Annotated in this window: 36 protein-coding genes; 18 read left to right on the top strand and 18 right to left on the bottom strand. The window is 24.7% G+C overall.

All coding sequences use genetic code 4. The annotated features are described in order from the left end of the window. The first annotated feature begins 1 nt into the window (after nt 1). From ACFEL5_RS04140 to ACFEL5_RS04150, 3 genes are all read left to right on the top strand, one after another. A complete protein-coding gene (locus ACFEL5_RS04140) occupies nt 2-157 on the top strand; it encodes a hypothetical protein (RefSeq protein WP_375315043.1) in 156 nt (51 codons plus the stop codon). Between the two features lie 582 nt (nt 158-739). Beyond that, entirely contained in the window at nt 740-1,132 is a 393-nt protein-coding gene (locus ACFEL5_RS04145; protein WP_375315019.1) for a transposase family protein, read from the top strand. Nucleotides 1,133-1,137: 5 nt separating this feature from the next. Continuing rightward, nucleotides 1,138-1,557, top strand: a complete 420-nt coding sequence (locus ACFEL5_RS04150) for a transposase family protein (RefSeq protein WP_375315760.1) — start codon at nt 1,138-1,140, stop codon at nt 1,555-1,557. A 290-nt stretch (nt 1,558-1,847) separates the two neighbouring features. Here ACFEL5_RS04150 and ACFEL5_RS04155 read toward each other — a convergent pair whose 3' ends face one another. From ACFEL5_RS04155 to ACFEL5_RS04200, 10 genes are all read right to left on the bottom strand, one after another. Beyond that, on the bottom strand, nt 1,848-3,230 hold the full coding sequence (locus ACFEL5_RS04155) for an Mbov_0401 family ICE element transposase-like protein (RefSeq protein WP_375315044.1): 1,383 nt from the start codon (nt 3,228-3,230) through the stop codon (nt 1,848-1,850). Nucleotides 3,231-3,389: 159 nt separating this feature from the next. Continuing rightward, nucleotides 3,390-4,223 (bottom strand): IS30 family transposase, encoded by an 834-nt coding sequence (locus ACFEL5_RS04160; protein WP_375315768.1) that lies wholly within the window; start codon nt 4,221-4,223, stop codon nt 3,390-3,392. Nucleotides 4,224-4,472: 249 nt separating this feature from the next. Continuing rightward, the gene (locus tag ACFEL5_RS04165; RefSeq protein WP_375315045.1) at nt 4,473-4,751 is read right to left on the bottom strand and encodes a helix-turn-helix domain-containing protein; all 279 of its coding nucleotides are present in this window, start codon (nt 4,749-4,751) and stop codon (nt 4,473-4,475) included. Between the two features lie 211 nt (nt 4,752-4,962). Then, on the bottom strand, nt 4,963-5,205 hold the full coding sequence (locus tag ACFEL5_RS04170; protein ID WP_338967559.1) for a hypothetical protein: 243 nt from the start codon (nt 5,203-5,205) through the stop codon (nt 4,963-4,965). Nucleotides 5,206-5,224: 19 nt separating this feature from the next. Continuing rightward, the gene (locus ACFEL5_RS04175; RefSeq protein WP_338968593.1) at nt 5,225-5,359 is read right to left on the bottom strand and encodes a hypothetical protein; all 135 of its coding nucleotides are present in this window, start codon (nt 5,357-5,359) and stop codon (nt 5,225-5,227) included. A gap of 11 nt (nt 5,360-5,370) precedes the next feature. Further along, nucleotides 5,371-5,601 (bottom strand): hypothetical protein, encoded by a 231-nt coding sequence (locus ACFEL5_RS04180; RefSeq protein ID WP_375315046.1) that lies wholly within the window; start codon nt 5,599-5,601, stop codon nt 5,371-5,373. A gap of 4 nt (nt 5,602-5,605) precedes the next feature. Further along, nucleotides 5,606-5,749, bottom strand: coding sequence for a hypothetical protein (locus tag ACFEL5_RS04185; protein WP_375315047.1), 144 nt, complete (start codon nt 5,747-5,749; stop codon nt 5,606-5,608). A gap of 17 nt (nt 5,750-5,766) precedes the next feature. Next, a complete protein-coding gene (locus ACFEL5_RS04190; RefSeq protein WP_375315048.1) occupies nt 5,767-5,988 on the bottom strand; it encodes a hypothetical protein in 222 nt (73 codons plus the stop codon). Nucleotides 5,989-5,990: 2 nt separating this feature from the next. Next, the gene (locus ACFEL5_RS04195; protein ID WP_342263031.1) at nt 5,991-6,317 is read right to left on the bottom strand and encodes a hypothetical protein; all 327 of its coding nucleotides are present in this window, start codon (nt 6,315-6,317) and stop codon (nt 5,991-5,993) included. 525 nt (nt 6,318-6,842) lie between these two features. Continuing rightward, nucleotides 6,843-8,921: a 2-oxo acid dehydrogenase subunit E2 gene (locus ACFEL5_RS04200; protein ID WP_375315049.1), complete on the bottom strand. Its 2,079-nt coding sequence runs from the start codon at nt 8,919-8,921 to the stop codon at nt 6,843-6,845. 296 nt (nt 8,922-9,217) lie between these two features. Here ACFEL5_RS04200 and ACFEL5_RS04205 point away from each other — a divergent pair, with 296 nt between their 5' ends. The 6 genes from ACFEL5_RS04205 (at nt 9,218) to ACFEL5_RS04230 (ending at nt 14,036) form a co-directional block, all read left to right on the top strand. After that, a complete protein-coding gene (locus ACFEL5_RS04205; RefSeq protein ID WP_338966716.1) occupies nt 9,218-10,162 on the top strand; it encodes an IS30 family transposase in 945 nt (314 codons plus the stop codon). A gap of 19 nt (nt 10,163-10,181) precedes the next feature. Beyond that, a complete protein-coding gene (locus ACFEL5_RS04210) occupies nt 10,182-10,619 on the top strand; it encodes a ComEC/Rec2 family competence protein (protein WP_375315050.1) in 438 nt (145 codons plus the stop codon). Between the two features lie 45 nt (nt 10,620-10,664). Then, nucleotides 10,665-11,057, top strand: a complete 393-nt coding sequence (locus ACFEL5_RS04215; protein WP_375315019.1) for a transposase family protein — start codon at nt 10,665-10,667, stop codon at nt 11,055-11,057. A 59-nt stretch (nt 11,058-11,116) separates the two neighbouring features. Then, nucleotides 11,117-11,482: a transposase family protein gene (locus tag ACFEL5_RS04220; RefSeq protein WP_342224590.1), complete on the top strand. Its 366-nt coding sequence runs from the start codon at nt 11,117-11,119 to the stop codon at nt 11,480-11,482. 246 nt (nt 11,483-11,728) lie between these two features. Further along, nucleotides 11,729-12,676: a DNA polymerase III subunit delta gene (gene holA / locus ACFEL5_RS04225; protein ID WP_338968181.1), complete on the top strand. Its 948-nt coding sequence runs from the start codon at nt 11,729-11,731 to the stop codon at nt 12,674-12,676. A gap of 16 nt (nt 12,677-12,692) precedes the next feature. After that, nucleotides 12,693-14,036, top strand: coding sequence for a hypothetical protein (locus ACFEL5_RS04230; RefSeq protein ID WP_375315051.1), 1,344 nt, complete (start codon nt 12,693-12,695; stop codon nt 14,034-14,036). A gap of 73 nt (nt 14,037-14,109) precedes the next feature. Here ACFEL5_RS04230 and rpsT read toward each other — a convergent pair whose 3' ends face one another. Beyond that, nucleotides 14,110-14,403 (bottom strand): 30S ribosomal protein S20, encoded by a 294-nt coding sequence (rpsT, locus tag ACFEL5_RS04235; protein ID WP_375315052.1) that lies wholly within the window; start codon nt 14,401-14,403, stop codon nt 14,110-14,112. Between the two features lie 172 nt (nt 14,404-14,575). Continuing rightward, on the bottom strand, nt 14,576-15,520 hold the full coding sequence (locus ACFEL5_RS04240; protein WP_338966716.1) for an IS30 family transposase: 945 nt from the start codon (nt 15,518-15,520) through the stop codon (nt 14,576-14,578). A gap of 610 nt (nt 15,521-16,130) precedes the next feature. Here ACFEL5_RS04240 and ACFEL5_RS04245 point away from each other — a divergent pair. The 3 genes from ACFEL5_RS04245 (at nt 16,131) to ACFEL5_RS04255 (ending at nt 17,799) form a co-directional block, all read left to right on the top strand. After that, on the top strand, nt 16,131-16,694 hold the full coding sequence (locus ACFEL5_RS04245; protein WP_375315053.1) for a hypothetical protein: 564 nt from the start codon (nt 16,131-16,133) through the stop codon (nt 16,692-16,694). Between the two features lie 24 nt (nt 16,695-16,718). Then, nucleotides 16,719-17,165 (top strand): hypothetical protein, encoded by a 447-nt coding sequence (locus ACFEL5_RS04250; protein WP_375315054.1) that lies wholly within the window; start codon nt 16,719-16,721, stop codon nt 17,163-17,165. A gap of 127 nt (nt 17,166-17,292) precedes the next feature. Continuing rightward, the gene (locus ACFEL5_RS04255) at nt 17,293-17,799 is read left to right on the top strand and encodes a hypothetical protein (RefSeq protein ID WP_375315055.1); all 507 of its coding nucleotides are present in this window, start codon (nt 17,293-17,295) and stop codon (nt 17,797-17,799) included. 47 nt (nt 17,800-17,846) lie between these two features. Here ACFEL5_RS04255 and ffh read toward each other — a convergent pair whose 3' ends face one another. Further along, a complete protein-coding gene (gene ffh / locus ACFEL5_RS04260; protein ID WP_375315056.1) occupies nt 17,847-19,187 on the bottom strand; it encodes a signal recognition particle protein in 1,341 nt (446 codons plus the stop codon). A gap of 273 nt (nt 19,188-19,460) precedes the next feature. Then, a complete protein-coding gene (locus ACFEL5_RS04265) occupies nt 19,461-19,964 on the bottom strand; it encodes a hypothetical protein (RefSeq protein WP_375315057.1) in 504 nt (167 codons plus the stop codon). Nucleotides 19,965-19,968: 4 nt separating this feature from the next. Here ACFEL5_RS04265 and ACFEL5_RS04270 point away from each other — a divergent pair, with 4 nt between their 5' ends. Next, nucleotides 19,969-20,331, top strand: coding sequence for a hypothetical protein (locus ACFEL5_RS04270; RefSeq protein ID WP_375315058.1), 363 nt, complete (start codon nt 19,969-19,971; stop codon nt 20,329-20,331). Here the strand turns inward: ACFEL5_RS04270 and ACFEL5_RS04275 are convergent. The 3 genes from ACFEL5_RS04275 to ACFEL5_RS04285 form a co-directional block, all read right to left on the bottom strand. Continuing rightward, nucleotides 20,328-20,750 carry a transposase family protein gene (locus ACFEL5_RS04275; RefSeq protein ID WP_342224593.1) on the bottom strand — a complete coding sequence of 141 codons (423 nt, stop codon included), beginning with the start codon at nt 20,748-20,750 and terminating at the stop codon, nt 20,328-20,330. The genes ACFEL5_RS04270 and ACFEL5_RS04275 overlap by 4 nt on opposite strands. A gap of 2 nt (nt 20,751-20,752) precedes the next feature. After that, nucleotides 20,753-21,145: a transposase family protein gene (locus ACFEL5_RS04280; RefSeq protein WP_375315019.1), complete on the bottom strand. Its 393-nt coding sequence runs from the start codon at nt 21,143-21,145 to the stop codon at nt 20,753-20,755. Between the two features lie 236 nt (nt 21,146-21,381). Continuing rightward, nucleotides 21,382-21,603 (bottom strand): hypothetical protein, encoded by a 222-nt coding sequence (locus ACFEL5_RS04285; RefSeq protein WP_375315059.1) that lies wholly within the window; start codon nt 21,601-21,603, stop codon nt 21,382-21,384. Between the two features lie 58 nt (nt 21,604-21,661). Between ACFEL5_RS04285 and ACFEL5_RS04290 the strand changes: the two genes are divergently transcribed. Beyond that, nucleotides 21,662-22,297: an IS30 family transposase gene (locus tag ACFEL5_RS04290; RefSeq protein WP_375315060.1), complete on the top strand. Its 636-nt coding sequence runs from the start codon at nt 21,662-21,664 to the stop codon at nt 22,295-22,297. Here the strand turns inward: ACFEL5_RS04290 and ACFEL5_RS04295 are convergent. After that, nucleotides 22,247-22,372, bottom strand: a complete 126-nt coding sequence (locus tag ACFEL5_RS04295) for a hypothetical protein (protein ID WP_375315061.1) — start codon at nt 22,370-22,372, stop codon at nt 22,247-22,249. The two genes, ACFEL5_RS04290 and ACFEL5_RS04295, sit on opposite strands and share 51 nt — an antisense overlap. A 256-nt stretch (nt 22,373-22,628) precedes the next feature. On the opposite strand from ACFEL5_RS04295, the gene ACFEL5_RS04300 reads away from it, so the two are divergent. From ACFEL5_RS04300 to ACFEL5_RS04315, 4 genes are all read left to right on the top strand, one after another. Next, nucleotides 22,629-22,961 (top strand): holo-ACP synthase, encoded by a 333-nt coding sequence (locus tag ACFEL5_RS04300; RefSeq protein ID WP_375315062.1) that lies wholly within the window; start codon nt 22,629-22,631, stop codon nt 22,959-22,961. Nucleotides 22,962-23,037: 76 nt separating this feature from the next. Beyond that, a complete protein-coding gene (locus ACFEL5_RS04305) occupies nt 23,038-23,367 on the top strand; it encodes a single-stranded DNA-binding protein (RefSeq protein WP_338968472.1) in 330 nt (109 codons plus the stop codon). A 119-nt stretch (nt 23,368-23,486) separates the two neighbouring features. Then, nucleotides 23,487-23,915: a helix-turn-helix domain-containing protein gene (locus ACFEL5_RS04310; RefSeq protein ID WP_375315063.1), complete on the top strand. Its 429-nt coding sequence runs from the start codon at nt 23,487-23,489 to the stop codon at nt 23,913-23,915. Nucleotides 23,916-24,083: 168 nt separating this feature from the next. After that, entirely contained in the window at nt 24,084-24,449 is a 366-nt protein-coding gene (locus tag ACFEL5_RS04315; protein ID WP_342224590.1) for a transposase family protein, read from the top strand. Nucleotides 24,450-25,034: the final 585 nt, after the last annotated feature.

A 25,034-nucleotide genomic window follows, 5' to 3' on the forward strand; every position in this document is an offset into this window, starting at 1 on the left:
AATGTTAGATAAATACAAAGATAAAAATGAATTTTATAGTTTAGTCGGCATAAAATGTTATAGTTATGTACCAAGTCTTTTGACTTTTAATGGCAAATATTGCGTTTTGAATGGTATTAGTATTCATCGTCTTATTTATGGTTATTTTATTTTATAAGGTTAAATCATATTTTGTTTAGAAAGGGGGTGATTATAGGTCGCGTTTAGTTTTCTTAGGTATTTTTTAAAAAAGAAAAAATAGTCATTTACTATAAATTATTTCAATATGCAAATTAAGTATATATTTCTTATGTATGATTTTTGTTGTAAAAAATTATTTTAATGTTGTTTTTATAAGCATTTTACTTAGTTTTTATAACCTTTTATTAAGAATATGTTTGTTAATATTAAATATTTTGTTTTATTAATTATTTTTCAAGTAAAAAGGTAATAAATTTTTAGTTGCTTTTCTTTCAAAATTATTCAAATCTTTACCCACCTAACAAAACTTTATGCGCCCGTTCTTGGTAATGGTGCAAGTTCTCAATTTCTAAAATGAACAATGGCTGAATTCGTTGTAATCTCTTCAAGTTCAATATTCTCTAAAAAATCTTGTCTTGATAAGATTGGGTGATTAATTTCACTTAATCTTTTTATAACACTATTTTTATTAACTTTTTTTATTTCACCAATAGACTTGGTACATAACCTTTAATTTTATCTACTATTTTGATAATATTATTTACTAGGTGAAGTACAAATGTTAGATAAATACAAAGACGAAAATGAATTTTATAGTCTAATAGGCATAAAATATAAAACTTTCATGAAAATGGTAGAAATTTTAAAAGAAGCTAAAGCTAAACAAAAACAAATTGGTGGTAGACCAAATAAATTATCAATAGAGCAAAGATTACTTATGACTTTAGAATACTGAAAAGAATATAGTACATATCGTATTATTGCAAAAAAATATAATATTAGTCATGTTAGTTGTATTCGTAATATCTTTTGAGTTGAAAATACTCTAATAAAAAATAGTCACTTTCATATACCTGGCAAAAAGATATTATTGGAACATAAAGTTACTAATAATAATTTATTAGCAATTGATGCTACAGAAATTCCAATTGAAAGAATTAAAAAAAACTAAAATTATTATTTTCTGGTAAGAAAAGGCAACATTCATTAAAATCACAAATAATTATTGATTTATTTAACAATAAAATTATTTCAGTAGATTTTTGTTATGGCAGTATTCATGATTATAAGTTATTTTTAAAATCAAATACACTTATAAATCCAAAATTAGAATTAATTGCCGATTCAGGCTATCAAGGTTTGCAAAATGTTCATAAAAATACATTATTGCCAATTAAAAAGAGTAAAAATAATCCCTTAAATCCAGATAAAAAGGAATATAATAGCTTTTTAAGTAAAGTTAGAATTGCCATTGAACATGTTTTTGCTAGATTAAAAAGATTTAAAATACTAGTTTATCGTTATCGCAATAAGATTAGAAGATTTGGATTACGATTTAACTTAATTTCAGGAATATATAATTTTGAATTAAGCTAGTTATAGTTATGTACCAAGTCTAATATGCAAATTAAGTATATATTTCTTATGTATGATTTTTGTTGTAAAAAATTATTTTAATGTTGTTTTTATAAGCATTTTACTTAGTTTTTATAACCTTTTATTAAGAATATGTTTGTTAATATTAAATATTTTGTTTTATTAATTATTTTTCAAGTAAAAAGGTAATAAATTTTTAGTTGCTTTTCTTTCAAAATTATTCAAATCTTTACCCACCTAACAAAACTTTATGCGCCCTTATTTTATTAAATTTTAATTAATATTTTTACTTACTTAAATCTATTATATTTATTTGTTACAGCATTACCTTTATAGTTAATTCAACTATCATCATTTTTATTATTATATTTATTTCATAATGAATTTTTATATATTTCTTTTCTGATTTCTATTTCTGAATTAATATTTTCATTAATGTAATGTAATACATTTAATTTGTTTAAATTTGCCATTCTTAAATGTAATAGATTATTTAAATTTTTATGATTATATATTTTCGCCCCATATCCTAATTGTTGTTTTACCAAATGTGATACATCACTTTCAATGCTACAACCGATATTTCATTCTAAATTTTGATGATGAATACCATGCTTGTTGTTTTCGAAATAATTACTCGCCCTCCTTAAATTTTTTTTAATGTCTTTATTTAATTCATTTTTAGCACCATTGCGAATGTTTTTGATTAATTCTTGATGATTACCATTTTTATATAATTCAATTCAACTATTTAGTGTTACTTTGCGATTTTCAAAAATAATATTAAATGCCGTTTGTTTTAATTTTTTAATAGCGTGATACCCATCTAAAATATATCTAACATTACCAAAACTATTGGCAATTTCTCTAATTCAAGTAGCGCCATCGCCACAAACAATTATTTTGTCATAATTAATATTCACATAATGTTTTTGTAATTCTCTAATTAATAAGTCACGATAATCCATCGTATTTATTCGTTTACCAACTTTTAACATTAGAAAATGACCTCGTTTGTTTTCTAATTCTCTACGAGCATTTTTGTCGTTTTTTTCTTTATGTCCAGTGTGAAAAGTAACTAAACGAATTCTTTGGTCTTGTTTAACTTTATGGTCTAATGTCGCTAAAAATGTCTCATCTAGTTGAATATATAAATCCTTACTTTTGACATCAATTCTATTTTTAGTTTCTTTTTCTGCTAGTTGAAAATATTCGGCAATATCGTATTTATTTAAAATATTTGAAATACTAGCTTTTGAAATATAACAATGATTTAGAGCGTCTAAAACATCGCGATACCGCTTACCATCACCCAGAAGACTTAAAACTTTAAATTGGACATCAAAATAAATGCGTTGTTTGGGTAATAGACCAATTTCTTTGTCTAACAAACATACATATTCAAATTTACCTGATTTTTTATTTCAATATTTATATCGGCGTCGTTTAAAATTAACATCACCAAAAATTGTAATAATTGTTCTTGATGCAAAATGAACTACTTTATAACCTTGTTTTAAGCGATAATGATATTTATATAAGTATTCATCTAATTTTTTGTATTCATTAGCTAGTTGTTCGCATTTATTGGTGTACATATTTTTATGGGTTGTAAATAAGTTTAATCAATGCTTATTTTCCGGGGTTTTTACATTATTATTAATTTCTAACATAATAAATTACCTTTCTTGATAGTAATTTTAATAAAGTTTAGTTAGCTTATTTTTCTTCTTTAATGATAAATGTTTTTAGAACTAGTATTTAATATGCTGAAAAAATAATATAAATTCTTATTTAATGATATATAAGCCAAATTGTAAAGTTAAGTGCAACTAAATTATTTTTCTAACCAAATATTCGATTGGCGAAAGATAATTTAGTATTTTTCTTGGTCTTTGGTTTAAAGACAATATAAATTTATGAACTGCATTTTTAGTAGTGTTTGAAAAATTAAATTTTTTAGGAAATTTTTCTCTAATTAAACCATTAGTATTTTCATTAGTACCTCTTTGTCAAGGTGAATATGCATCAGCAAAATAAATTTTCACATTTAAATTTTTTTCAAGTTGTTGTCAATTAGCAAATTCTTTACCCCTATCAAATGTTATAGTCTTAACAAGATTATTTGGAAGAATTGATAAATAATGACTAATATTTTTGTTAATAACTTTAGTAGTTCTATTTTCAACTAATATTGCTAAAGTAAATCTTGATGTTCTTTCAACTAAAGTTATTAAACATGATTTACTTTTACCTCGTGATGATACTACAGTATCACCTTCTCAATGGCCAAGAGTTATGCGATTATTAACATTTCGTTCTTTAATGGATTTACCATTAAATTTACCCCGATTTTCTTGAGATTTTCGTTTCTTACCTTTTCTTCTTAAATTTTTACTAGTAACCTTTTCAAGTAATCCAGAATAAATTCAATTGTAAATTGTTTTAAAACTAATAATTCATTCTTGATGAAAATTTTTAATTCTGCCATAAATTTGTTCAGGCGATCAACCTAATAATAATTTTTGTTGTACATATTTTACTAATTCTCTATTTTTAAATTTATGAAAATAAACATGTAATTGTTTTCTATTTTCTGCTTTATTTTGTGCAATTAATAGACTTGGTACATAACCTTTAATTTTATCTACTATTTTGATAATTATTTTTTAGATGAAATACAAATGTTAGATAAATACAAAGATAAAAATGAATTTTATAGTTTAGTCGGCATAAAATGTTATAGTTATGTACCAAGTCTAATGAGTTTTCAGGTTCAAAACTACGAATTAAAGTAAATTTACTATTTTGTTTAAAACCATTTAATTCAATTGACATTTCACTCATATATTTAAAATTATCATCAAAGAAATTAAAAATGGGAACTCAATAGACTTGGTACATAACCTTTAATTTTATCTACTATTTTGATAATTATTTTTTAGATGAAATACAAATGTTAGATAAATACAAAGATAAAAATGAATTTTATAGTTTAGTCGGCATAAAATGTTATAGTTATGTACCAAGTCTAATGAAAAATAATGATTATTATCTTTATTTCTATTAACTTCTCGATTAATAGTACTAATACTTCGATTAAGATTTTTAGCTATTTCACTAATTTTTACTTTAAATTTCAATTGATTCTCAATATAAATTCTTTCATCTATGCCAAGATGTTTGTATCCCATATAAAAACTCCTTAAATTTACTTTTTCTAAAATAAACTTAGCATCATGAAATTTTTATATGAAATCTTTTGCAATTTTATTTACTTGCACTTACAAGTATAATTCAGCGTCATAAAATTAAAAATGAGGTGCGATTTAATTCAATAAAATGGTTATTTTTTTCTATTATTCATTTGCAAAATTTCATCTTGCACCTCACTTTATTTTTTTGTTAGCGTACTGCTCCAAGTAATTTTTCAAACATTTTAAAGCAAATAAAGAATATTGCCAAAATAAATGGAAAAATGAATATTCAGTAGTCAGCAAAGAAATTACCGACTTGTGGCATATTAACAGCAATAATTTCCCACATTTTAGTAAACGCTGTTATAATCGCATTCCATAATTTAGTCATCGCGTCACTAGCTGTTATCTTTGTTACTGCTGGTGCTTCTGTTAAGAAAGTTCCAATCATATAATCACCCCCTTTCTTTTTAAAACATTCATCATTTATATTCAAAGTTTTTCTTAAATTTGTTAAAACCACGATTAACCTTAACACGATTGTATTTTTTTCTAATTAATTTTGAATTTCTTTGTGAATGCATCACAATGTAGCTTCTTGACATTACTTTTGTCTCTATCTAAATACTGACATGGTTTTCCAAAGTAGCATTAGAATAAATCAGACTATAATCGCTGTTAGTAATCAAAAAGCGATGTTGGTTGTTAAAAGTCAAAGTGGTTCTTCAGTTAAATTAATTTCTTTACCACCAGTAATATGAGCCGGAATAGTTGTAATTTGAATAAATAAATCTCAGAAAGTTTGTTTAATTTGTTCTCAATTAAATTCTTTTAAATTTACTGTCATTTTTTTATCTCCCAAAAATCATTTTTATTGGTAAATACATAATTGAAATTAAGGCGAAAAGAAAAGTAATGATAATAATTAATCCGGCAATAAACGCAACTTGTGCAGGCATTTTTTCTATTGGAACAAACAGTTTTAAGAACTCCATAATAATTTCTCAAAACATTATTTTTTATCCGCGTTATTTTCTTTTGAATTAGGGGCTTTAACTCATTCTTCAAAGCGAGCAATAAACACTTTTTCGTCTTTTGTGAAATTACCAGTATTATTTTTAATGGAATTTTTATATTTAATTCTAATTTTTATTTTGGCATAAATTTTATAAGCAAAATATGCCAATAGCATTATGCAAATGATAATAAATATTATTCCAATCGCAATATTCATTTTTAAACTCCTTTAAAATAGTTATAATTTATATCTTTTTTGTTGTTTGCTTTTTCGGCAATGAAAAAACCTAATAATTCTTGTCCCTTAATTAATTTGGTTTCTTTTTCTTTTTGATTAATTGAAATTACTTGATATTTACTATCTTTTATTATTCCAATGCAAATTGAATTTTCGTATTTTCCTTTATAAACAAATCGCTTTGGAAACCAAATACCGATTTGTCCATTAAATCACGGAATTTCTGGTGCTTTAATAAGAATTGCGTTTTGTGTTTCTTTTAAAAGATATTTTTTAGTATTTAAGAAAATGTTTTCAATGTTTTTCATAATAAATTACCTTTCTTATGAATAAACTAAGTTATATTAACTAAGTTAGTTAACTTAGTTTTTTAAACACTTATATATCGCAGATTTAAGTGTTTAACAAGCTTTGTTAGTAAATTTTGTTTTTTTAATTAGATAAAGATTTTAATAATTTTAAACTTAGTATATCCCTATATAGAAATTTCTACACTTTAATATCCGCATCCTACCCTTGGAACTAATTTAATAGCGTGTATATTTTTAGGAAATCCACCCATTCATTTTTTTATTGCAAAACGAAACAAATTGCTATAGCTAATAGGATGTTATCTATTAACTGGTAAACTTCTTTTGGTTATGGCGACCACCCACAATTTATCGTGTTTTAATACATACCAACATTATTAATTCACTTGTATTTAATTTTCAAAGAACAAATTTTTAACATCTTATAAAATAAAAAGACAATCATTGCTGACTGTCTTAATACTTATTCAAATCTTTTCCTACCTAACAAAACTTTATGCGTCCTAAAAAAAATCGCTAAGATTAACTTAGTGATAAAATATATGGTTTTTCTAAATTATTTTTTAAAGTTTCTAAAAATTGTCCCGCATCATAAATATCAATAGCTCGTTGATCAACTGTTAATGTTATATTCATCATATGCCTAATAGTCACACTTTGACCATAAACAACAGGTTTTCTTAAAATCTTACCAATCCCCATAACCGCAACATTAGGATAAAAAATTGGTGAAATACCTGAATTTGCACCAACCATTCCAAAATTAGTAATAGTAATGGTACTACCAACAAATTCAAGGTCATTTGTTTTCCTTGCCCGAATCCTTTGATCAGATTGCTCCATATCAGTTGCTAACTGTGCTATTGATAACTTATCAACTAATCTAATAACTGGAGTTTGTAAACCATCAGCATATTGTCGAGCAATAGCAATATTATGATATCTCTTAATAACTAATTCATTAGTATCAGCATCATAGCTAGCATTAAGTTTTGGATATTCTTCTAAACTTAAAGATATTGCTTTAATTATAAATACCATTGAATTCAACCGTGTCTTACTATTATTACTATGCAAAGACATCCTTTCACAAAGAGCAATAACATTATTCATATCAACTTCACAATTTAATGTTAAATGTGGAACATATTTATTACTTAATATCAACGCTTCCACAGCACTATTTCTTGCTTTTGAAAGCATTTTTCTAGTTTCTAAATGACCACTCTTTTGTTCAGCAGAATGATTAATTTCAATATTAACACCATTATCATTAGTTAAATTTTCATTCCTTAAATTATTTTCTAATGGGGTAATTAAATTTTGTTTAGCAATCTTTTCTAACTGTTCTTGAGATAATGAATTAAAAGATTGTTGCATATCAGTATGATAAAAAGCCATTAATTGTGGATTAACAATTGGAACATATTTTGGTGGAATAAATACTGGTTGCTGAAAATAACTAGGTACATATTGATGACCTAAATTTTCCAACATATTATTTATTCCTTGATTACTTTGTTGATTACTTTGTTGATTACTTTGTTGAGTATTTATATTTTCATCAGTTACTTCATCAATTAATTCTTTTAAATTTACTTCTGACTGAGAAACAGCAACTTTGTCTTGCTCAGTATTCTTTTCTTGATACCCTAATGGTTGATATTGACTTTTAATAGTTTCTTTAATTTCATTAGTTTCTAGTTTATCATCTACTTCTTCAGAAATTATTTTATTAATTTCTTCAATATTACTATCGTTATTAATTTTACCTTTTTGAATTAAATCAATTTTTTTATAAATAGTATTCCGAGCATTATCAACAAAAGAAGCATTTGCATCACTTGATTGCGTTTTACTTTCTTTAACTGTAGCAACTTGTTCTTGCAAATTATTCATTCGCTTCATAATTATTTCCCGAAATGATAACGGTTTTTCATTTTTCTTTATTAACTCTTCTGAAGTTGTTTTTGAACTTAAATTATTTTCAGGCAATGGAGTTTTTTCTTGAATATCACTTAATTTATTTAAAATTCTTTGACGAAATTTAGAAATACCAGATTCATTTTTTTCTTGCATATCACTAATAACACTATTAGAATTAATAATACTTTGTTTTTTTTCAATTACTTGATTTAACGATTTAGGTTTTGGCGTTGGCGTTGGCGATAATTTTTCATTAATAACTTTTTTTTCAAATTCTGCTGTAAAACCATTTTCTAAATGTGATTGATTTTCTGATAAATTAAATTTTAATTCTTGCTCTCGTTCTTCTAGTTCTTCTAGTTCTTCTAGTTCTTCTCAATTAGAAAACAGCTTTTTTGATGACGATTTTATTGGTTTTACTGATTTTTCAGAGACAATTTCTTTCAACATAATCTTCATTTTAACAACAACATCACCGCGTTTAACACTATCACCCTCAGCAACAAATAATTTTTCAATATCACCATCAAATAAAGTACTAACGGGAATCTCTTGACCCTCACAGTCAACAAGCAAAATATTTTGAAAGGCTTTAACATGACTCCCTTGTTCAACTAAAATTTGCTTAATAGTACCATATTTACTTGGTAAATCATTTAACTTAATTTTAATCATTAAAGCCACCTCTTAACTTTTATCTTATTTTAACATTTATTATTATTTATTATATCAAATAATTTTATTAGGGCGCATAAAGTTTTGTTAGGTGGGTAAAGATTTGAATAATTTTGAAAGAAAAGCAACTAAAAATTTATTACCTTTTTACTTGAAAAATAATTAATAAAACAAAATATTTAATATTAGCTGAATTATACTTGTAAGTGCAAGTAAATAAAATTGCAAAAGATTTCATATAAAAATTTCATGATGCTAAGTTTATTTTAGAAAAAGTAAATTTAAGGAGTTTTTATATGGGATACAAACATCTTGGCATAGATGAAAGAATTTATATTGAGAATCAATTGAAATTTAAAGTAAAAATTAGTGAAATAGCTAAAAATCTTAATCGAAGTATTAGTACTATTAATCGAGAAGTTAATAGAAATAAAGATAATAATCATTATTTTTCATTAATTGCACAAAATAAAGCAGAAAATAGAAAACAATTACATGTTTATTTTCATAAATTTAAAAATAGAGAATTAGTAAAATATGTACAACAAAAATTATTATTAGGTTGATCGCCTGAACAAATTTATGGCAGAATTAAAAATTTTCATCAAGAATGAATTATTAGTTTTAAAACAATTTACAATTGAATTTATTCTGGATTACTTGAAAAGGTTACTAGTAAAAATTTAAGAAGAAAAGGTAAGAAACGAAAATCTCAAGAAAATCGGGGTAAATTTAATGGTAAATCCATTAAAGAACGAAATGTTAATAATCGCATAACTCTTGGCCATTGAGAAGGTGATACTGTAGTATCATCACGAGGTAAAAGTAAATCATGTTTAATAACTTTAGTTGAAAGAACATCAAGATTTACTTTAGCAATATTAGTTGAAAATAGAACTACTAAAGTTATTAACAAAAATATTAGTCATTATTTATCAATTCTTCCAAATAATCTTGTTAAGACTATAACATTTGATAGGGGTAAAGAATTTGCTAATTGACAACAACTTGAAAAAAATTTAAATGTGAAAATTTATTTTGCTGATGCATACTCACCTTGACAAAGAGGTACTAATGAAAATACTAATGGTTTAATTAGAGAAAAATTTCCTAAAAAATTTAATTTTTCAAACACTACTAAAAATGCAGTTCATAAATTTATATTGTCTTTAAACCAAAGACCAAGAAAAATACTAAATTATCTTTCGCCAATCGAATATTTGGTTAGAAAAATAATTTAGTTGCACTTAACTTTACAATTTGGCATATACTAATAAATTAATGCAAAAAACATATAATATTAATGGATTTAAATTTGATAATTGAGCTTTTAATTATTATGAACAAATTAAAGAGCAAGATGAAAATAATCGCTCGTTAGTCTTGTTTTGGGAGTATCAGCGCCATAAATTTTTGCTTACAGGTGATTTAGAAAAAAGTGGTGAGAAAAAATTATTAAATTATATTTTGCCACAAAAAATTAATTTGTTTCAAGTTGCACATCATGGGAGTAATAGTTCAACAAGTGATGAATTTTTAAAAATTATTAATCCTGAAACTTGTATTATTTCTACTAAAAAAACTAATAATCGCAATTTGCCCCATCCACTAGTAATGCAACGATTGGAACAAAACTGTGATAATATTTATACAACAAATAATAATCAAACAATAATAGACTTGGTACATAACCTTTAATTTTATCTACTATTTTGATAATATTATTTACTAGGTGAAGTACAAATGTTAGATAAATACAAAGACGAAAATGAATTTTATAGTCTAATAGGCATAAAATATAAAACTTTCATGAAAATGGTAGAAATTTTAAAAGAAGCTAAAGCTAAACAAAAACAAATTGGTGGTAGACCAAATAAATTATCAATAGAGCAAAGATTACTTATGACTTTAGAATACTGAAAAGAATATAGTACATATCGTATTATTGCAAAAAAATATAATATTAGTCATGTTAGTTGTATTCGTAATATCTTTTGAGTTGAAAATACTCTAATAAAAAATAGTCACTTTCATATACCTGGCAAAAAGATATTATTGGAACATAAAGTTACTAATAATAATTTATTAGCAATTGATGCTACAGAAATTCCAATTGAAAGAATTAAAAAAAACTAAAATTATTATTTTCTGGTAAGAAAAGGCAACATTCATTAAAATCACAAATAATTATTGATTTATTTAACAATAAAATTATTTCAGTAGATTTTTGTTATGGCAGTATTCATGATTATAAGTTATTTTTAAAATCAAATACACTTATAAATCCAAAATTAGAATTAATTGCCGATTCAGGCTATCAAGGTTTGCAAAATGTTCATAAAAATACATTATTGCCAATTAAAAAGAGTAAAAATAATCCCTTAAATCCAGATAAAAAGGAATATAATAGCTTTTTAAGTAAAGTTAGAATTGCCATTGAACATGTTTTTGCTAGATTAAAAAGATTTAAAATACTAGTTTATCGTTATCGCAATAAGATTAGAAGATTTGGATTACGATTTAACTTAATTTCAGGAATATATAATTTTGAATTAAGCTAGTTATAGTTATGTACCAAGTCTAATTTATAATGTGAAAAATTATCAACATTTTATATCAACATTAATAAAATAATATTAGACTTGGTACATAACTATAACATTTTATGCCGACTAAACTATAAAATTCATTTTTATCTTTGTATTTATCTAACATTTGTATTTCATCTAAAAAATAATTATCAAAATAGTAGATAAAATTAAAGGTTATGTACCAAGTCTATTATATAATTCTAAAAGGTGAATAAAATGTTTCTAATTTACGGTAGTGATAAATTTCTTATTAATAAACAAATTCAAAAAGTAATTAATGTTATTAATAAAGATCAACAAATGAATATTTTAAAGTATAGTATGATAAATACTAATATTGATGAAATACTACAAGTTATTTCAATGCCACCATTATTTAACAATAAACAAATTGTTATTATTGAAGATTGTTGGTTTTTAACTTCTTCTCGTGAGCATCAATTAAGTAGTTTACAATTTAAAAATTTACTTAAATATTGTGAAAATCCCGCACCATTTACTGAGATATTTTTTGTTGTTAACAGCTCTAATATTGATCAACGAAAAAAAATTATTAAAGTTATTGAAAAAACAGGTAAAGTTTTAGTTGTTAAAGAATTAAATGATAGTCAGTTAAAAATGTTTGTTCAAAATTATTTTGTTAAGCATAATACTGAAATTACTAATGAGGGTTTAAATTTATTATTAGAAAGATTACCTAATAGTTTGCAAATTATTGCTAATGAATTAAATAAACTGGTTAATTATAGTAATTCATTAATATTGGAAGATGTTGATGTTTTGGTTAGTCGTTATTTAGATAGTAATATTTTTGATTTAGCTAATGCTTTTATTGTTCGTGATATTTCACAAATATGGCAACGATACTATGATTTTAAAAATAGTAATCAAGATGTTTTGGCAATTATTGGTTTGTTAGCTAATCAACTGAGGACGATTCGTGATATTAAAATTTATCAACAAAGGAATTATGATTTTAATACTATTTGTCAAAAAATGACTATTAATCCTTTTCGGTTAAAAATTCTTTGAAAGTATCTTTTAAAAATTGATGATCAACAAATTCATTATTTATTAGGTAGTTTAAGTAATTTAGATTATAATATAAAAAGAAGTCATGTTAATAAAAATATTGGCTTTGAGATGTTTTTATTGCAATTGTAAGAGGGTGAGTTTATTAATGAATAATAGCAAAAATACTTATGAAAATATTGTTAATTTATTAGTTAATATTTTACAAAGTTCTAAATTGAAACTTAAAGTGATTAAGGATGATGAATTTTATACTTATTTTTTACGATTAGTTAATAGTCTTTTATTTTTAGAACAAGAGCATCACGCTAATTATGAAGGGCAACGCTATGCGAGAAGTTTTGTGCAAGTATTAGCTGATTTAAGAGATGAAGAAATAAAAATTGTTAAAGATGATAATTTAACCTTAGAAACTATTGAGAATGATTATAATTTTTTACAAACTTATATTCTTAATATTTTTCAAATATCAAAACAAGAATTGGTTACACCAACAGTGATTTCTCTTGATATTGTTAAAGAATTATCAAATATTGATTCAAATTTACAAAAGCAATTATTAAAAAACGATAATGTTTTAGTAACTAGTCAGAATAATAATTCTGAACAAATTTCTAATAATAATTCTCAAATTTTAAAAGATAGTGGCGAAAAAGCAACTGAGGCTGATTCGCAAAAAAAAGTTAATGAACAGTTAATTAATTTGCAAAATTTACAACTTAATTTGCAAGGTTTAAAATTGCCAACTCATCCGGCAAATAATCAAGGTTTTTATCCATATACTGGTAAACCTAAAGCAATGCCGTTTTTTAAAAGGGTTTTAAGTTATGTTTTTATGTTTTTGTTGGCTATTGTTATTGGTGTTAATGTTTATGGTTTTGTTGCTGAAATTAAGTTAACTGATGTTATTTTAAAAGATAATTTAGTTGAGCCAAAAAGTTTTAATTTTCGGCCAGCGTCTATTGCTTGAAATTTGTCAATGTGAAGTATAATTTTAGAAATTTTAACTTATGCAATGTTAACTTATTCTTTCTTTAAAAAACCACAATTTTTAAGAGATAAATATCGAATGCAACCAATGATATTAATATTTGCCATTATTGCTATTCTTTTTAATTCTATTTATGGTGTGTTTGGATTTTTATCTTATAATTCGTTTGTTCAGTTTTTTAAAAATGCTTTTGATCAAGTTCATAATGTTGATAGTGTCTTAGAGGAAATTTGAAGTAGTTCTAGTTTTCAAGGTTATCGGGTTTTAAAAATTGTGGGTGCTGGTATTGCTATTATTCCGATATTACTAATTTTTATTGTATTTTCCATTAATCCTCGTTTGGATCGTGATAAGTTAATGCAAGCGGATTTGGAATATCAAAAAGCATTGCAGGCAACATTAAAAGGTGAATCGTATGTTATTGATGCATCATTATTTGACCAAGATTTAATTTTAGAAGCTGAAAAGCAGGATGAAAATAATAAAAAGCATGATTTATAGTTTTTATTGCTAGTCAAAAAACAAGTAAGACAACAAAAAAGAGTGTTAGTTAGCACTCTTTTTTGTTAATTAGTTAATTAGTTTCTTTAATATTATTAGCAATATTATTAGCAATATTATTAGCTTTAATAGTTAGTTTAGATTTTATTCGGGCAACTTTATTTTTGTGAAAAATATTTTTACTTTCTGCACGGTCAAGCATTGAAATAGCGTGATTTAATGTTTGTTGCATATTAGTTTCATTACTGGTAATTGCGATTTTAGCTTTTTTAATTGCTGTTCTTGTTGTTGATTTGATATGAACATTTCTTTGTCTTGCTTTTTCATTTGTTATTGCGCGTTTAATTTGTGATTTGATATTTGCCATCATTGTCTCCTTAGTTTATTTTATTATTATAAAACCAAAAGTAATTATAGCAAATAATTGTTTTTTAGTAAACTAGTTACTTAAAAAAGGTCGCGTTTAGTTTTCTTAGGTATTGCTTTGAAGAAGTAAAACAATCAGCTAATTATATGCCAAATTGTAAAGTTAAGTGCAACTAAATTATTTTTCTAACCAAATATTCGATTGGCGAAAGATAATTTAGTATTTTTCTTGGTCTTTGGTTTAAAGACAATATAAATTTATGAACTGCATTTTTAGTAGTGTTTGAAAAATTAAATTTTTTAGGAAATTTTTCTCTAATTAAACCATTAGTATTTTCATTAGTACCTCTTTGTCAAGGTGAATATGCATCAGCAAAATAAATTTTCACATTTAAATTTTTTTCAAGTTGTTGTCAATTAGCAAATTCTTTACCCCTATCAAATGTTATAGTCTTAACAAGATTATTTGGAAGAATTGATAAATAATGACTAATATTTTTGTTAATAACTTTAGTAGTTCTATTTTCAACTAATATTGCTAAAGTAAATCTTGATGTTCTTTCAACTAAAGTTATTAAACATGATTTACTTTTACCTCGTGATGATACTACAGTATCACCTTCTCAATGGCCAAGAGTTATGCGATTATTAACATTTCGTTCTTTAATGGATTTACCATTAAATTTACCCCGATTTTCTTGAGATTTTCGTTTCTTACCTTTTCTTCTTAAATTTTTACTAGTAACCTTTTCAAGTAATCCAGAATAAATTCAATTGTAAATTGTTTTAAAACTAATAATTCATTCTTGATGAAAATTTTTAATTCTGCCATAAATTTGTTCAGGCGATCAACCTAATAATAATTTTTGTTGTACATATTTTACTAATTCTCTATTTTTAAATTTATGAAAATAAACATGTAATTGTTTTCTATTTTCTGCTTTATTTTGTGCAATTAATGAAAAATAATGATTATTATCTTTATTTCTATTAACTTCTCGATTAATAGTACTAATACTTCGATTAAGATTTTTAGCTATTTCACTAATTTTTACTTTAAATTTCAATTGATTCTCAATATAAATTCTTTCATCTATGCCAAGATGTTTGTATCCCATATAAAAACTCCTTAAATTTACTTTTTCTAAAATAAACTTAGCATCATGAAATTTTTATATGAAATCTTTTGCAATTTTATTTACTTGCACTTACAAGTATAATTCAGCAAACAAAATATTTAATATTAACAAACATATTCTTAATAAAAGGTTATAAAAACTAAGTAAAATGCTTATAAAAACAACATTAAAATAATTTTTTACAACAAAAATCATACATAAGAAATATATACTTAATTTGCATATTGAAATAATTTATAGTAAATGACTATTTTTTCTTTTTTAAAAAATACCTAAGAAAACTAAACGCGACCAGCCAAGTCTTAAATAAACCACGAGGTTATCTTAAAACTAACAATGCCTCAATAAGTATCATTAATAGTTGCCCTTTCATTTTTAATAATGATAAATTAACTGCCACTAGTATTAATAATTCACAAGCAAAAATTTTTCAATTATCATATGTTTATCAATTCAACAAAAATTCTCATCCGCTTAAACGAGGCTGTTGATATGAAGCAACTAATAATGATCATAAAATTCCTTCATACAACGAACACGAATTATTAACTTATAACGAAAATGGCGACATTATTCAAAGGAAGAGATAATGACATCATACCTTAAAAAACTAACTAGTAGTAGTATTTGATTTTCATTAGTTTTAAATATATATGGATGTAATAAAATTAAGGAAAATCAAATTTACAATTTTAAAGAACAAGAACAATATCAAGCTAATATGCAAAGAGCGTTAAATAAATATACCACAGCACAAGAAATTATTGGGAGTATTGAACTTAATCTCGGAAGTTTAAGCAAAACTGCTACTGATTTAAAACCACTTATTAATAAACAATTCAATAATATTGTTAAACAACAAGTTGGTTCTTTAAAAATTAAGTCTTTAAAACTTAGTAATTATCACAAGGCATTAGTACAAGACAATGACTTCACTGGTAACATTAAATATGAACATCAAGAAATGTGAAAACCAGAATTTTTTCATCCAGAAATGTTATTTGTATTTTACAGTGACATTACCTTACAATCAACAATATTTCCTAACTTAACTTTTAAAAGACAGCCTTCTGGTATTAATAGTATTTGTCAGATAATTACTACACATTATAGTTGCGACTATAACTGATACTTTCATATTAAATATCAGTAATCCAAACTGAAAGCAGGAATTAAAATGAAACAAGCAATGTTTTTAATACCAATATTAGCAATAACCCCCAATCTATGAAACAATTTAAATAATAACAACTATTCACAAATTCAAGAACCTATCCTTACAAAAGATGATGTTAAAGTATATTATCAAAATAAAGAATTATCTCCTAATAGCGAATATTGAGATACTAAAGGATGATTAAACAATGAAGAAAGTAATCAATTAACTTTTAAATTTAAGAAACACTTAAATATTAATTTGGAGCAAGCAGCCAAATATATTAAACCAATTGATAGCGCCCAAGCATCATTTAATGAATGATCGCCCATAACAAAAACTACGGAAACAATCCGATTAGATTATCAAAAAGGTAATGCTTTTTGCTCTAATCATTACTTAACTTTTAATAGCACCGTAGATAAATATCCCATATTAAATAAAGAAAAAAGTGATTTTCTATATTAGACTTGGTACATAACCTTTAATTTTATCTACTATTTTGATAATTATTTTTTAGATGAAATACAAATGTTAGATAAATACAAAGATAAAAATGAATTTTATAGTTTAGTCGGCATAAAATGTTATAGTTATGTACCAAGTCTATTATACTAATGGCAATGAAATGATACCAAGATTTCGTAATAACTCCATAACAAAACAACTATGATGAAACGAAATAAAATTTTTATTTATTACCAAGTTAGTTTTCACACCTTATCTAGAAAGTAAAAGCGATTGAACACAACAACAAGCTGATAAATGAATAGCAATGTATAAAGAATACGCTCAATATATTTTTGCTGGTAAACCTGTAATGAATTCACCAATGGATTTAGTTAACCCTTGTGCCTTTAAATTAGATAAAACAAATCAAAATAATGAATTTATCTTAACAATAAATCCTAAAACATATAACCCATGAGGTAATGAAAAAAAATCGACAACACTACCGCATTGAGGATTTAGTTTTGGGATTACATCCAAATATAATGGTTCAATGACCGATTTAATTTATCAAGGACGCACCATACTAACTAATATTAGTGATGCTAATTTATCTTCGGAAATTTTAAAATACTTACTTTCAAAAAGATAATCGTGACAAAAAGAATTTCTAATTCTTAACTAAGGATTAGAAATTCTTTATCTTTTAAACTTACTAAAATCTGGCATTCTTCCTAATTTAATTTGTTTTGCCATTGCATCAACACTTTTTTTAGCTTTTTCAAATTGATTTATTAAATTATTAAATTCTTTTTCATTTCGTCCCGAACCTTTAATAATCCGATTTTTTCTTTTTAAATGTTTTAAAAGTCGTGGATCTCTTCGTTCTTTTTTAGTCATTGAATCTAATAATGCTCTTGTAACTAATAGTTTACTTTCAGCACCTTCAATTTTGGCATCACTAAGATTATTAACCCCAGGCATCATTTTAATTATTCCTGAAAGTTTACCCATCTTTGACATTTGTTTCATTTGATTAGCTAAATCATCTAAATCAAATTGTCCCATCATCATTCGATTCATTGTTTTCTGAATTGATCTTTCATCAACAACATCTTGAGCTTTTTCAAATAAACTTTGAACATCGCCCATCCCTAAAATTCGGTCAGCCATTCTTTCAGGATAAAAAATATCTAATGCTTCAACCTTTTCTCCTGTACCAGCAAACATAATCGGAATTTTAGTTAAATGACTAATAGAAAGTGCCGCTCCACCACGAGCATCACCATCTAATTTAGAAAGAATTGTTCCTGTTAAATTAAGATATTGATGAAATCGTTCAGTAACATTAATTATTTCTTGTCCTGTCATCGCATCAACAACAATAAGAATTTCTTGGGGATTAATATTTTGTTTTAAATTAGATAATTCATCCATTAATACGCTATCAATATGCAATCTTCCTGCTGTATCAACAATAACAACATCAAACTTATTTTCCATTGCATAATTAAGAGCATTGTTAGCAATTTTAACAACATCTTTTTCATTATCCAATGAAAATACAGGAATGTCTAATTGCTTACCTAACGATTTTAACTGCTCAATGGCGGCTGGCCGATACACATCACAAGCAACTAACAAAGAATTCTTATGATACTTTTTTCGTAATAAATTTGCTAACTTAGCTGTTGTGGTTGTTTTTCCACTTCCTTGTAACCCCACCATCATAATAACTGTTGGTCGTTTATTAAGATTCAATAAATGTTCTTTATGTCCCATAATACGAATTAACTCATTATGAACAATTTTAATTAACATTTGTTCAGGTTTTAAACCTTCAAGAATAAACTCTCCCTTTGCAAGATCACGAACATTATTAACAAATTCTTTTACCACATTAAAATTAACATCAGCCTCTAATAAAGCAAGTTTAATTTCACTTAAAGTAGCTTCCATATTTTGTTCTGTTAAAGTTGATGTCTTAATATTTTTCTTAATAGCTTTAGTAATACGATTCGCCAAAAAATCAGTAAACATTTTTATACCCCATTTATTTATAAATTTTAACTTCGCTAATAATTATATCATATGTAATAAGAAATTTATAGATATCGTAGAAAAGAGGACGCATAAAGTTTTGTTAGGTAGGAAAATATTTGAATAAGTATTAAGACAGTCAGCAGTGATTGTCTTTTTATTTTATGAGGTGTTAAAATTTTGTTCTTTGAAAATTAAATACAAGTGAATTAATAATGTTGGTATGTATTAAAGCACGATAAATTGTGGGTGGTCGCCATAACCGAAAGAAGTTTACCAGTTGATAGATAACACCCTATTAGCTATAGCAATTTGTTTCATTTTGCAATAAACAAAGTCTCTAGCTGTCAAATCACTTCTTAAACTTCCTGTTCAATTTGTGCCATCTAAATTTCAATGTTGTGGATCCATGTAATTATATCTTGTTTCAAAAATATTTTCTGTTGACTCAGAAATACCATTAATTAAAATATAATGATCGCTATCGTTTTCGCACCTTTGATTTGATGGAAGATTACCTGAATATCTAAGTATTACCGGAACGCCAAAATTTAAACTATTACGAATAATATTATTAATTGTTTCAATAAAATTTAATTCTTCTTGTCTAGAAAGTGACATTCTTCTTTCGGTGGCAAGAATCGCTGTTGTAGAATATTGTGGAGGATTAGCTTCGACATCAATATTTAAATCATCACGTCAATTTCTTTCAAAAAAATTGTTTATTACAGTTGCTAAATTTTCAAGAAGCGTTCCGTTAGTATCATTTGTTCCCATAGCGGTGGCTAGATCTTGTTGGAGATTATTATTATTTTCTATATTTAAATTATTATTTCAATGAAAAGTTCTTAAAACTGCTTCTGCAACAGCGGGCCCACACCACTTTGGAGTTTTCTGGGCTACTTCGGGTGCAGCTATAATTTTATCGTTCGTATTTGAACTTCATGGTCATCAAGATTTTCTTTCTAAATTATTATTATGAACTATTGTTGTCGGCGGTTTAACTGTAAAAGTAACTTTTTTTCAACTTCAAGATTGGTATTCTGTTGCTCCTCAAGAACCTGTAACTTTTATTGTGGCCGAAGAATTGGTTTTTTTAAAAACTGTTAATTTATCAATAGACTTGGTACATAACTATAACTAGCTTAATTCAAAATTATATATTCCTGAAATTAAGTTAAATCGTAATCCAAATCTTCTAATCTTATTGCGATAACGATAAACTAGTATTTTAAATCTTTTTAATCTAGCAAAAACATGTTCAATGGCAATTCTAACTTTACTTAAAAAGCTATTATATTCCTTTTTATCTGGATTTAAGGGATTATTTTTACTCTTTTTAATTGGCAATAATGTATTTTTATGAACATTTTGCAAACCTTGATAGCCTGAATCGGCAATTAATTCTAATTTTGGATTTATAAGTGTATTTGATTTTAAAAATAACTTATAATCATGAATACTGCCATAACAAAAATCTACTGAAATAATTTTATTGTTAAATAAATCAATAATTATTTGTGATTTTAATGAATGTTGCCTTTTCTTACCAGAAAATAATAATTTTAGTTTTTTTTAATTCTTTCAATTGGAATTTCTGTAGCATCAATTGCTAATAAATTATTATTAGTAACTTTATGTTCCAATAATATCTTTTTGCCAGGTATATGAAAGTGACTATTTTTTATTAGAGTATTTTCAACTCAAAAGATATTACGAATACAACTAACATGACTAATATTATATTTTTTTGCAATAATACGATATGTACTATATTCTTTTCAGTATTCTAAAGTCATAAGTAATCTTTGCTCTATTGATAATTTATTTGGTCTACCACCAATTTGTTTTTGTTTAGCTTTAGCTTCTTTTAAAATTTCTACCATTTTCATGAAAGTTTTATATTTTATGCCTATTAGACTATAAAATTCATTTTCGTCTTTGTATTTATCTAACATTTGTACTTCACCTAGTAAATAATATTATCAAAATAGTAGATAAAATTAAAGGTTATGTACCAAGTCTAATAAGTAAATCGGGATTTTTTTCTTTTAGTGCATATAAAATTGTTTCATCATCATTATTTTTTAATACGCCTAATTGTGTATTAACAATTGCATCATTTAAATCTTCTCCCCCATTATCTTCTTTGTTTATATGGGCCCCTCAAAAATCATCATTATTTGTTCAATATTTATTTCGATTTGTTCTTATTTATTAAACCCTCGTAATTATTATTTTTATTTAGAAAAACTTGATTAATATCTGAAAAATGATCACTTACAACATTAGCAATAATTTCAATATCTTCATTAATAAAATCATCCCGACTTCTATCATCTCCGGATGAATTTATTTTTTTAAATGCTGAATTATACTTGTAAGTGCAAGTAAATAAAATTGCAAAAGATTTCATATAAAAATTTCATGATGCTAAGTTTATTTTAGAAAAAGTAAATTTAAGGAGTTTTTATATGGGATACAAACATCTTGGCATAGATGAAAGAATTTATATTGAGAATCAATTGAAATTTAAAGTAAAAATTAGTGAAATAGCTAAAAATCTTAATCGAAGTATTAGTACTATTAATCGAGAAGTTAATAGAAATAAAGATAATAATCATTATTTTTCATTAATTGCACAAAATAAAGCAGAAAATAGAAAACAATTACATGTTTATTTTCATAAATTTAAAAATAGAGAATTAGTAAAATATGTACAACAAAAATTATTATTAGGTTGATCGCCTGAACAAATTTATGGCAGAATTAAAAATTTTCATCAAGAATGAATTATTAGTTTTAAAACAATTTACAATTGAATTTATTCTGGATTACTTGAAAAGGTTACTAGTAAAAATTTAAGAAGAAAAGGTAAGAAACGAAAATCTCAAGAAAATCGGGGTAAATTTAATGGTAAATCCATTAAAGAACGAAATGTTAATAATCGCATAACTCTTGGCCATTGAGAAGGTGATACTGTAGTATCATCACGAGGTAAAAGTAAATCATGTTTAATAACTTTAGTTGAAAGAACATCAAGATTTACTTTAGCAATATTAGTTGAAAATAGAACTACTAAAGTTATTAACAAAAATATTAGTCATTAGACTTGGTACATAACTATAACATTTTATGCCGACTAAACTATAAAATTCATTTTTATCTTTGTATTTATCTAACATTTGTATTTCATCTAAAAAATAATTATCAAAATAGTAGATAAAATTAAAGGTTATGTACCAAGTCTTTTGTTATAATTTAAATAATAGACTTGGTACATAACTATAACATTTTATGCCGACTAAACTATAAAATTCATTTTTATCTTTGTATTTATCTAACATTTGTATTTCATCTAAAAAATAATTATCAAAATAGTAGATAAAATTAAAGGTTATGTACCAAGTCTAATATTATTTTAAAAGGATGGCAGTAAAAATGATTAAAGGTGTGGGAATTGATATTGTTAGCATTAAACGAATGCAATTAAAAAAATCATTTATTAATAAAGTATTACATTTAGAAGAAATTAGTTATTTACAAACAATTAAAAGTGAAACCGAAAAAAAACAATTTTTAGCAGGAAGATGAGCATTAAAAGAAGCATTGTATAAAGCAATAAATAATGTTAATGAGGTTTTAATTTTTTGTGAAGTTAATATTCAATTAGTAAATAAGCAATTACAATGGATTGGATTTGAACATAATAGTTGATTATCAATTAGTCATGAAAAAGAATATGCCGTTGGTATGGCAATATTAACATTATAAATATACGACAGCAATATCTTTTAACTTAAAAATCGGTGCTATCTTTTACAATAAAATGGGAAAGGTAGGTGATATAATGTTAAATAATCTTGTTTTAGTAGGAAGAATTGTTAATCCGCCAGAAATTATTCATAATCAAACTGGTGAAAGAACATCAAAAATGATGCGATTAACTATTAGTGTAACCCGACCTTTTAAAAATAAGTTAGGTCATTATGATGAAGATTATCTTGTTATTAAAGTATGAAATAATTTAATTGCTGATATCGTATCATTTTTAGTAATTGATACGATGATTGCTATTAAAGCTAGAATTCAATCATTTCAATATAAAGATAATGAGAATCATTATTTGGAAATTATTGCTGATCGCATTATGCGGGTTGGTCATTATATTCTTGAATAAATAATCTGCTTGATAATTATTACCCTTGATATTTTTATTATTTTATTACATAAGACTTGGTACATAACCTTTAATTTTATCTACTATTTTGATAATATTATTTACTAGGTGAAGTACAAATGTTAGATAAATACAAAGACGAAAATGAATTTTATAGTCTAATAGGCATAAAATATAAAACTTTCATGAAAATGGTAGAAATTTTAAAAGAAGCTAAAGCTAAACAAAAACAAATTGGTGGTAGACCAAATAAATTATCAATAGAGCAAAGATTACTTATGACTTTAGAATACTGAAAAGAATATAGTACATATCGTATTATTGCAAAAAAATATAATATTAGTCATGTTAGTTGTATTCGTAATATCTTTTGAGTTGAAAATACTCTAATAAAAAATAGTCACTTTCATATACCTGGCAAAAAGATATTAGACTTGGTACATAACTATAACATTTTATGCCGACTAAACTATAAAATTCATTTTCGTCTTTGTATTTATCTAACATTTGTATTTCATCTAAAAAATAATTATCAAAATAGTAGATAAAATTAAAGGTTATGTACCAAGTCTATTATTGGAACATAAAGTTACTAATAATAATTTATTAGCAATTGATGCTACAGAAATTCCAATTGAAAGAATTAAAAAAAACTAAAATTATTATTTTCTGGTAAGAAAAGGCAACATTCATTAAAATCACAAATAATTATTGATTTATTTAACAATAAAATTATTTCAGTAGATTTTTGTTATGGCAGTATTCATGATTATAAGTTATTTTTAAAATCAAATACACTTATAAATCCAAAATTAGAATTAATTGCCGATTCAGGCTATCAAGGTTTGCAAAATGTTCATAAAAATACATTATTGCCAATTAAAAAGAGTAAAAATAATCCCTTAAATCCAGATAAAAAGGAATATAATAGCTTTTTAAGTAAAGTTAGAATTGCCATTGAACATGTTTTTGCTAGATTAAAAAGATTTAAAATACTAGTTTATCGTTATCGCAATAAGATTAGAAGATTTGGATTACGATTTAACTTAATTTCAGGAATATATAATTTTGAATTAAGCTAGTTATAGTTATGTACCAAGTCTATAATAAAAAGTGTAATTTAGTAGTAATTATATAAATTATATTTAAAAATTGGATTGGTCTACTCCAATGGTAAAGATAGCCAGTTTTTTAAAATTATTTAAAAAACTATAGCAGTTCAGGCATGTACTCTGCAATAAAAAAGTTTGTTTAATTTTAAAGATAACTTAATTTATCTTTAAAAAAATTAGCACTTTAATTTTTAGTTAAGAATTAAAGTGCTTTTAATTTTTATTTTTTATATAGTAATCAGAAAGGAATATTAGATGTGGATCCAAATAAGGTATTTTTAATGCGCAGAATTAACCAAATAATCCCAATACCTAAGTTTTTCAATAGACTTGGTACATAACCTTTAATTTTATCTACTATTTTGATAATTATTTTTTAGATGAAATACAAATGTTAGATAAATACAAAGATAAAAATGAATTTTATAGTTTAGTCGGCATAAAATGTTATAGTTATGTACCAAGTCTAATCAATTTTTAGATTTATCTCAGAATCTTAATTGAGATGAATTTAAAGAAAAAATTATTAGTTATGAAACTGAACAACGAATAAAA

Source organism: Spiroplasma endosymbiont of Tipula paludosa (assembly GCF_964264785.1).
Taxonomy (GTDB): Bacteria; Bacillota_I; Bacilli_A; order Mycoplasmatales; family Nriv7; genus Nriv7.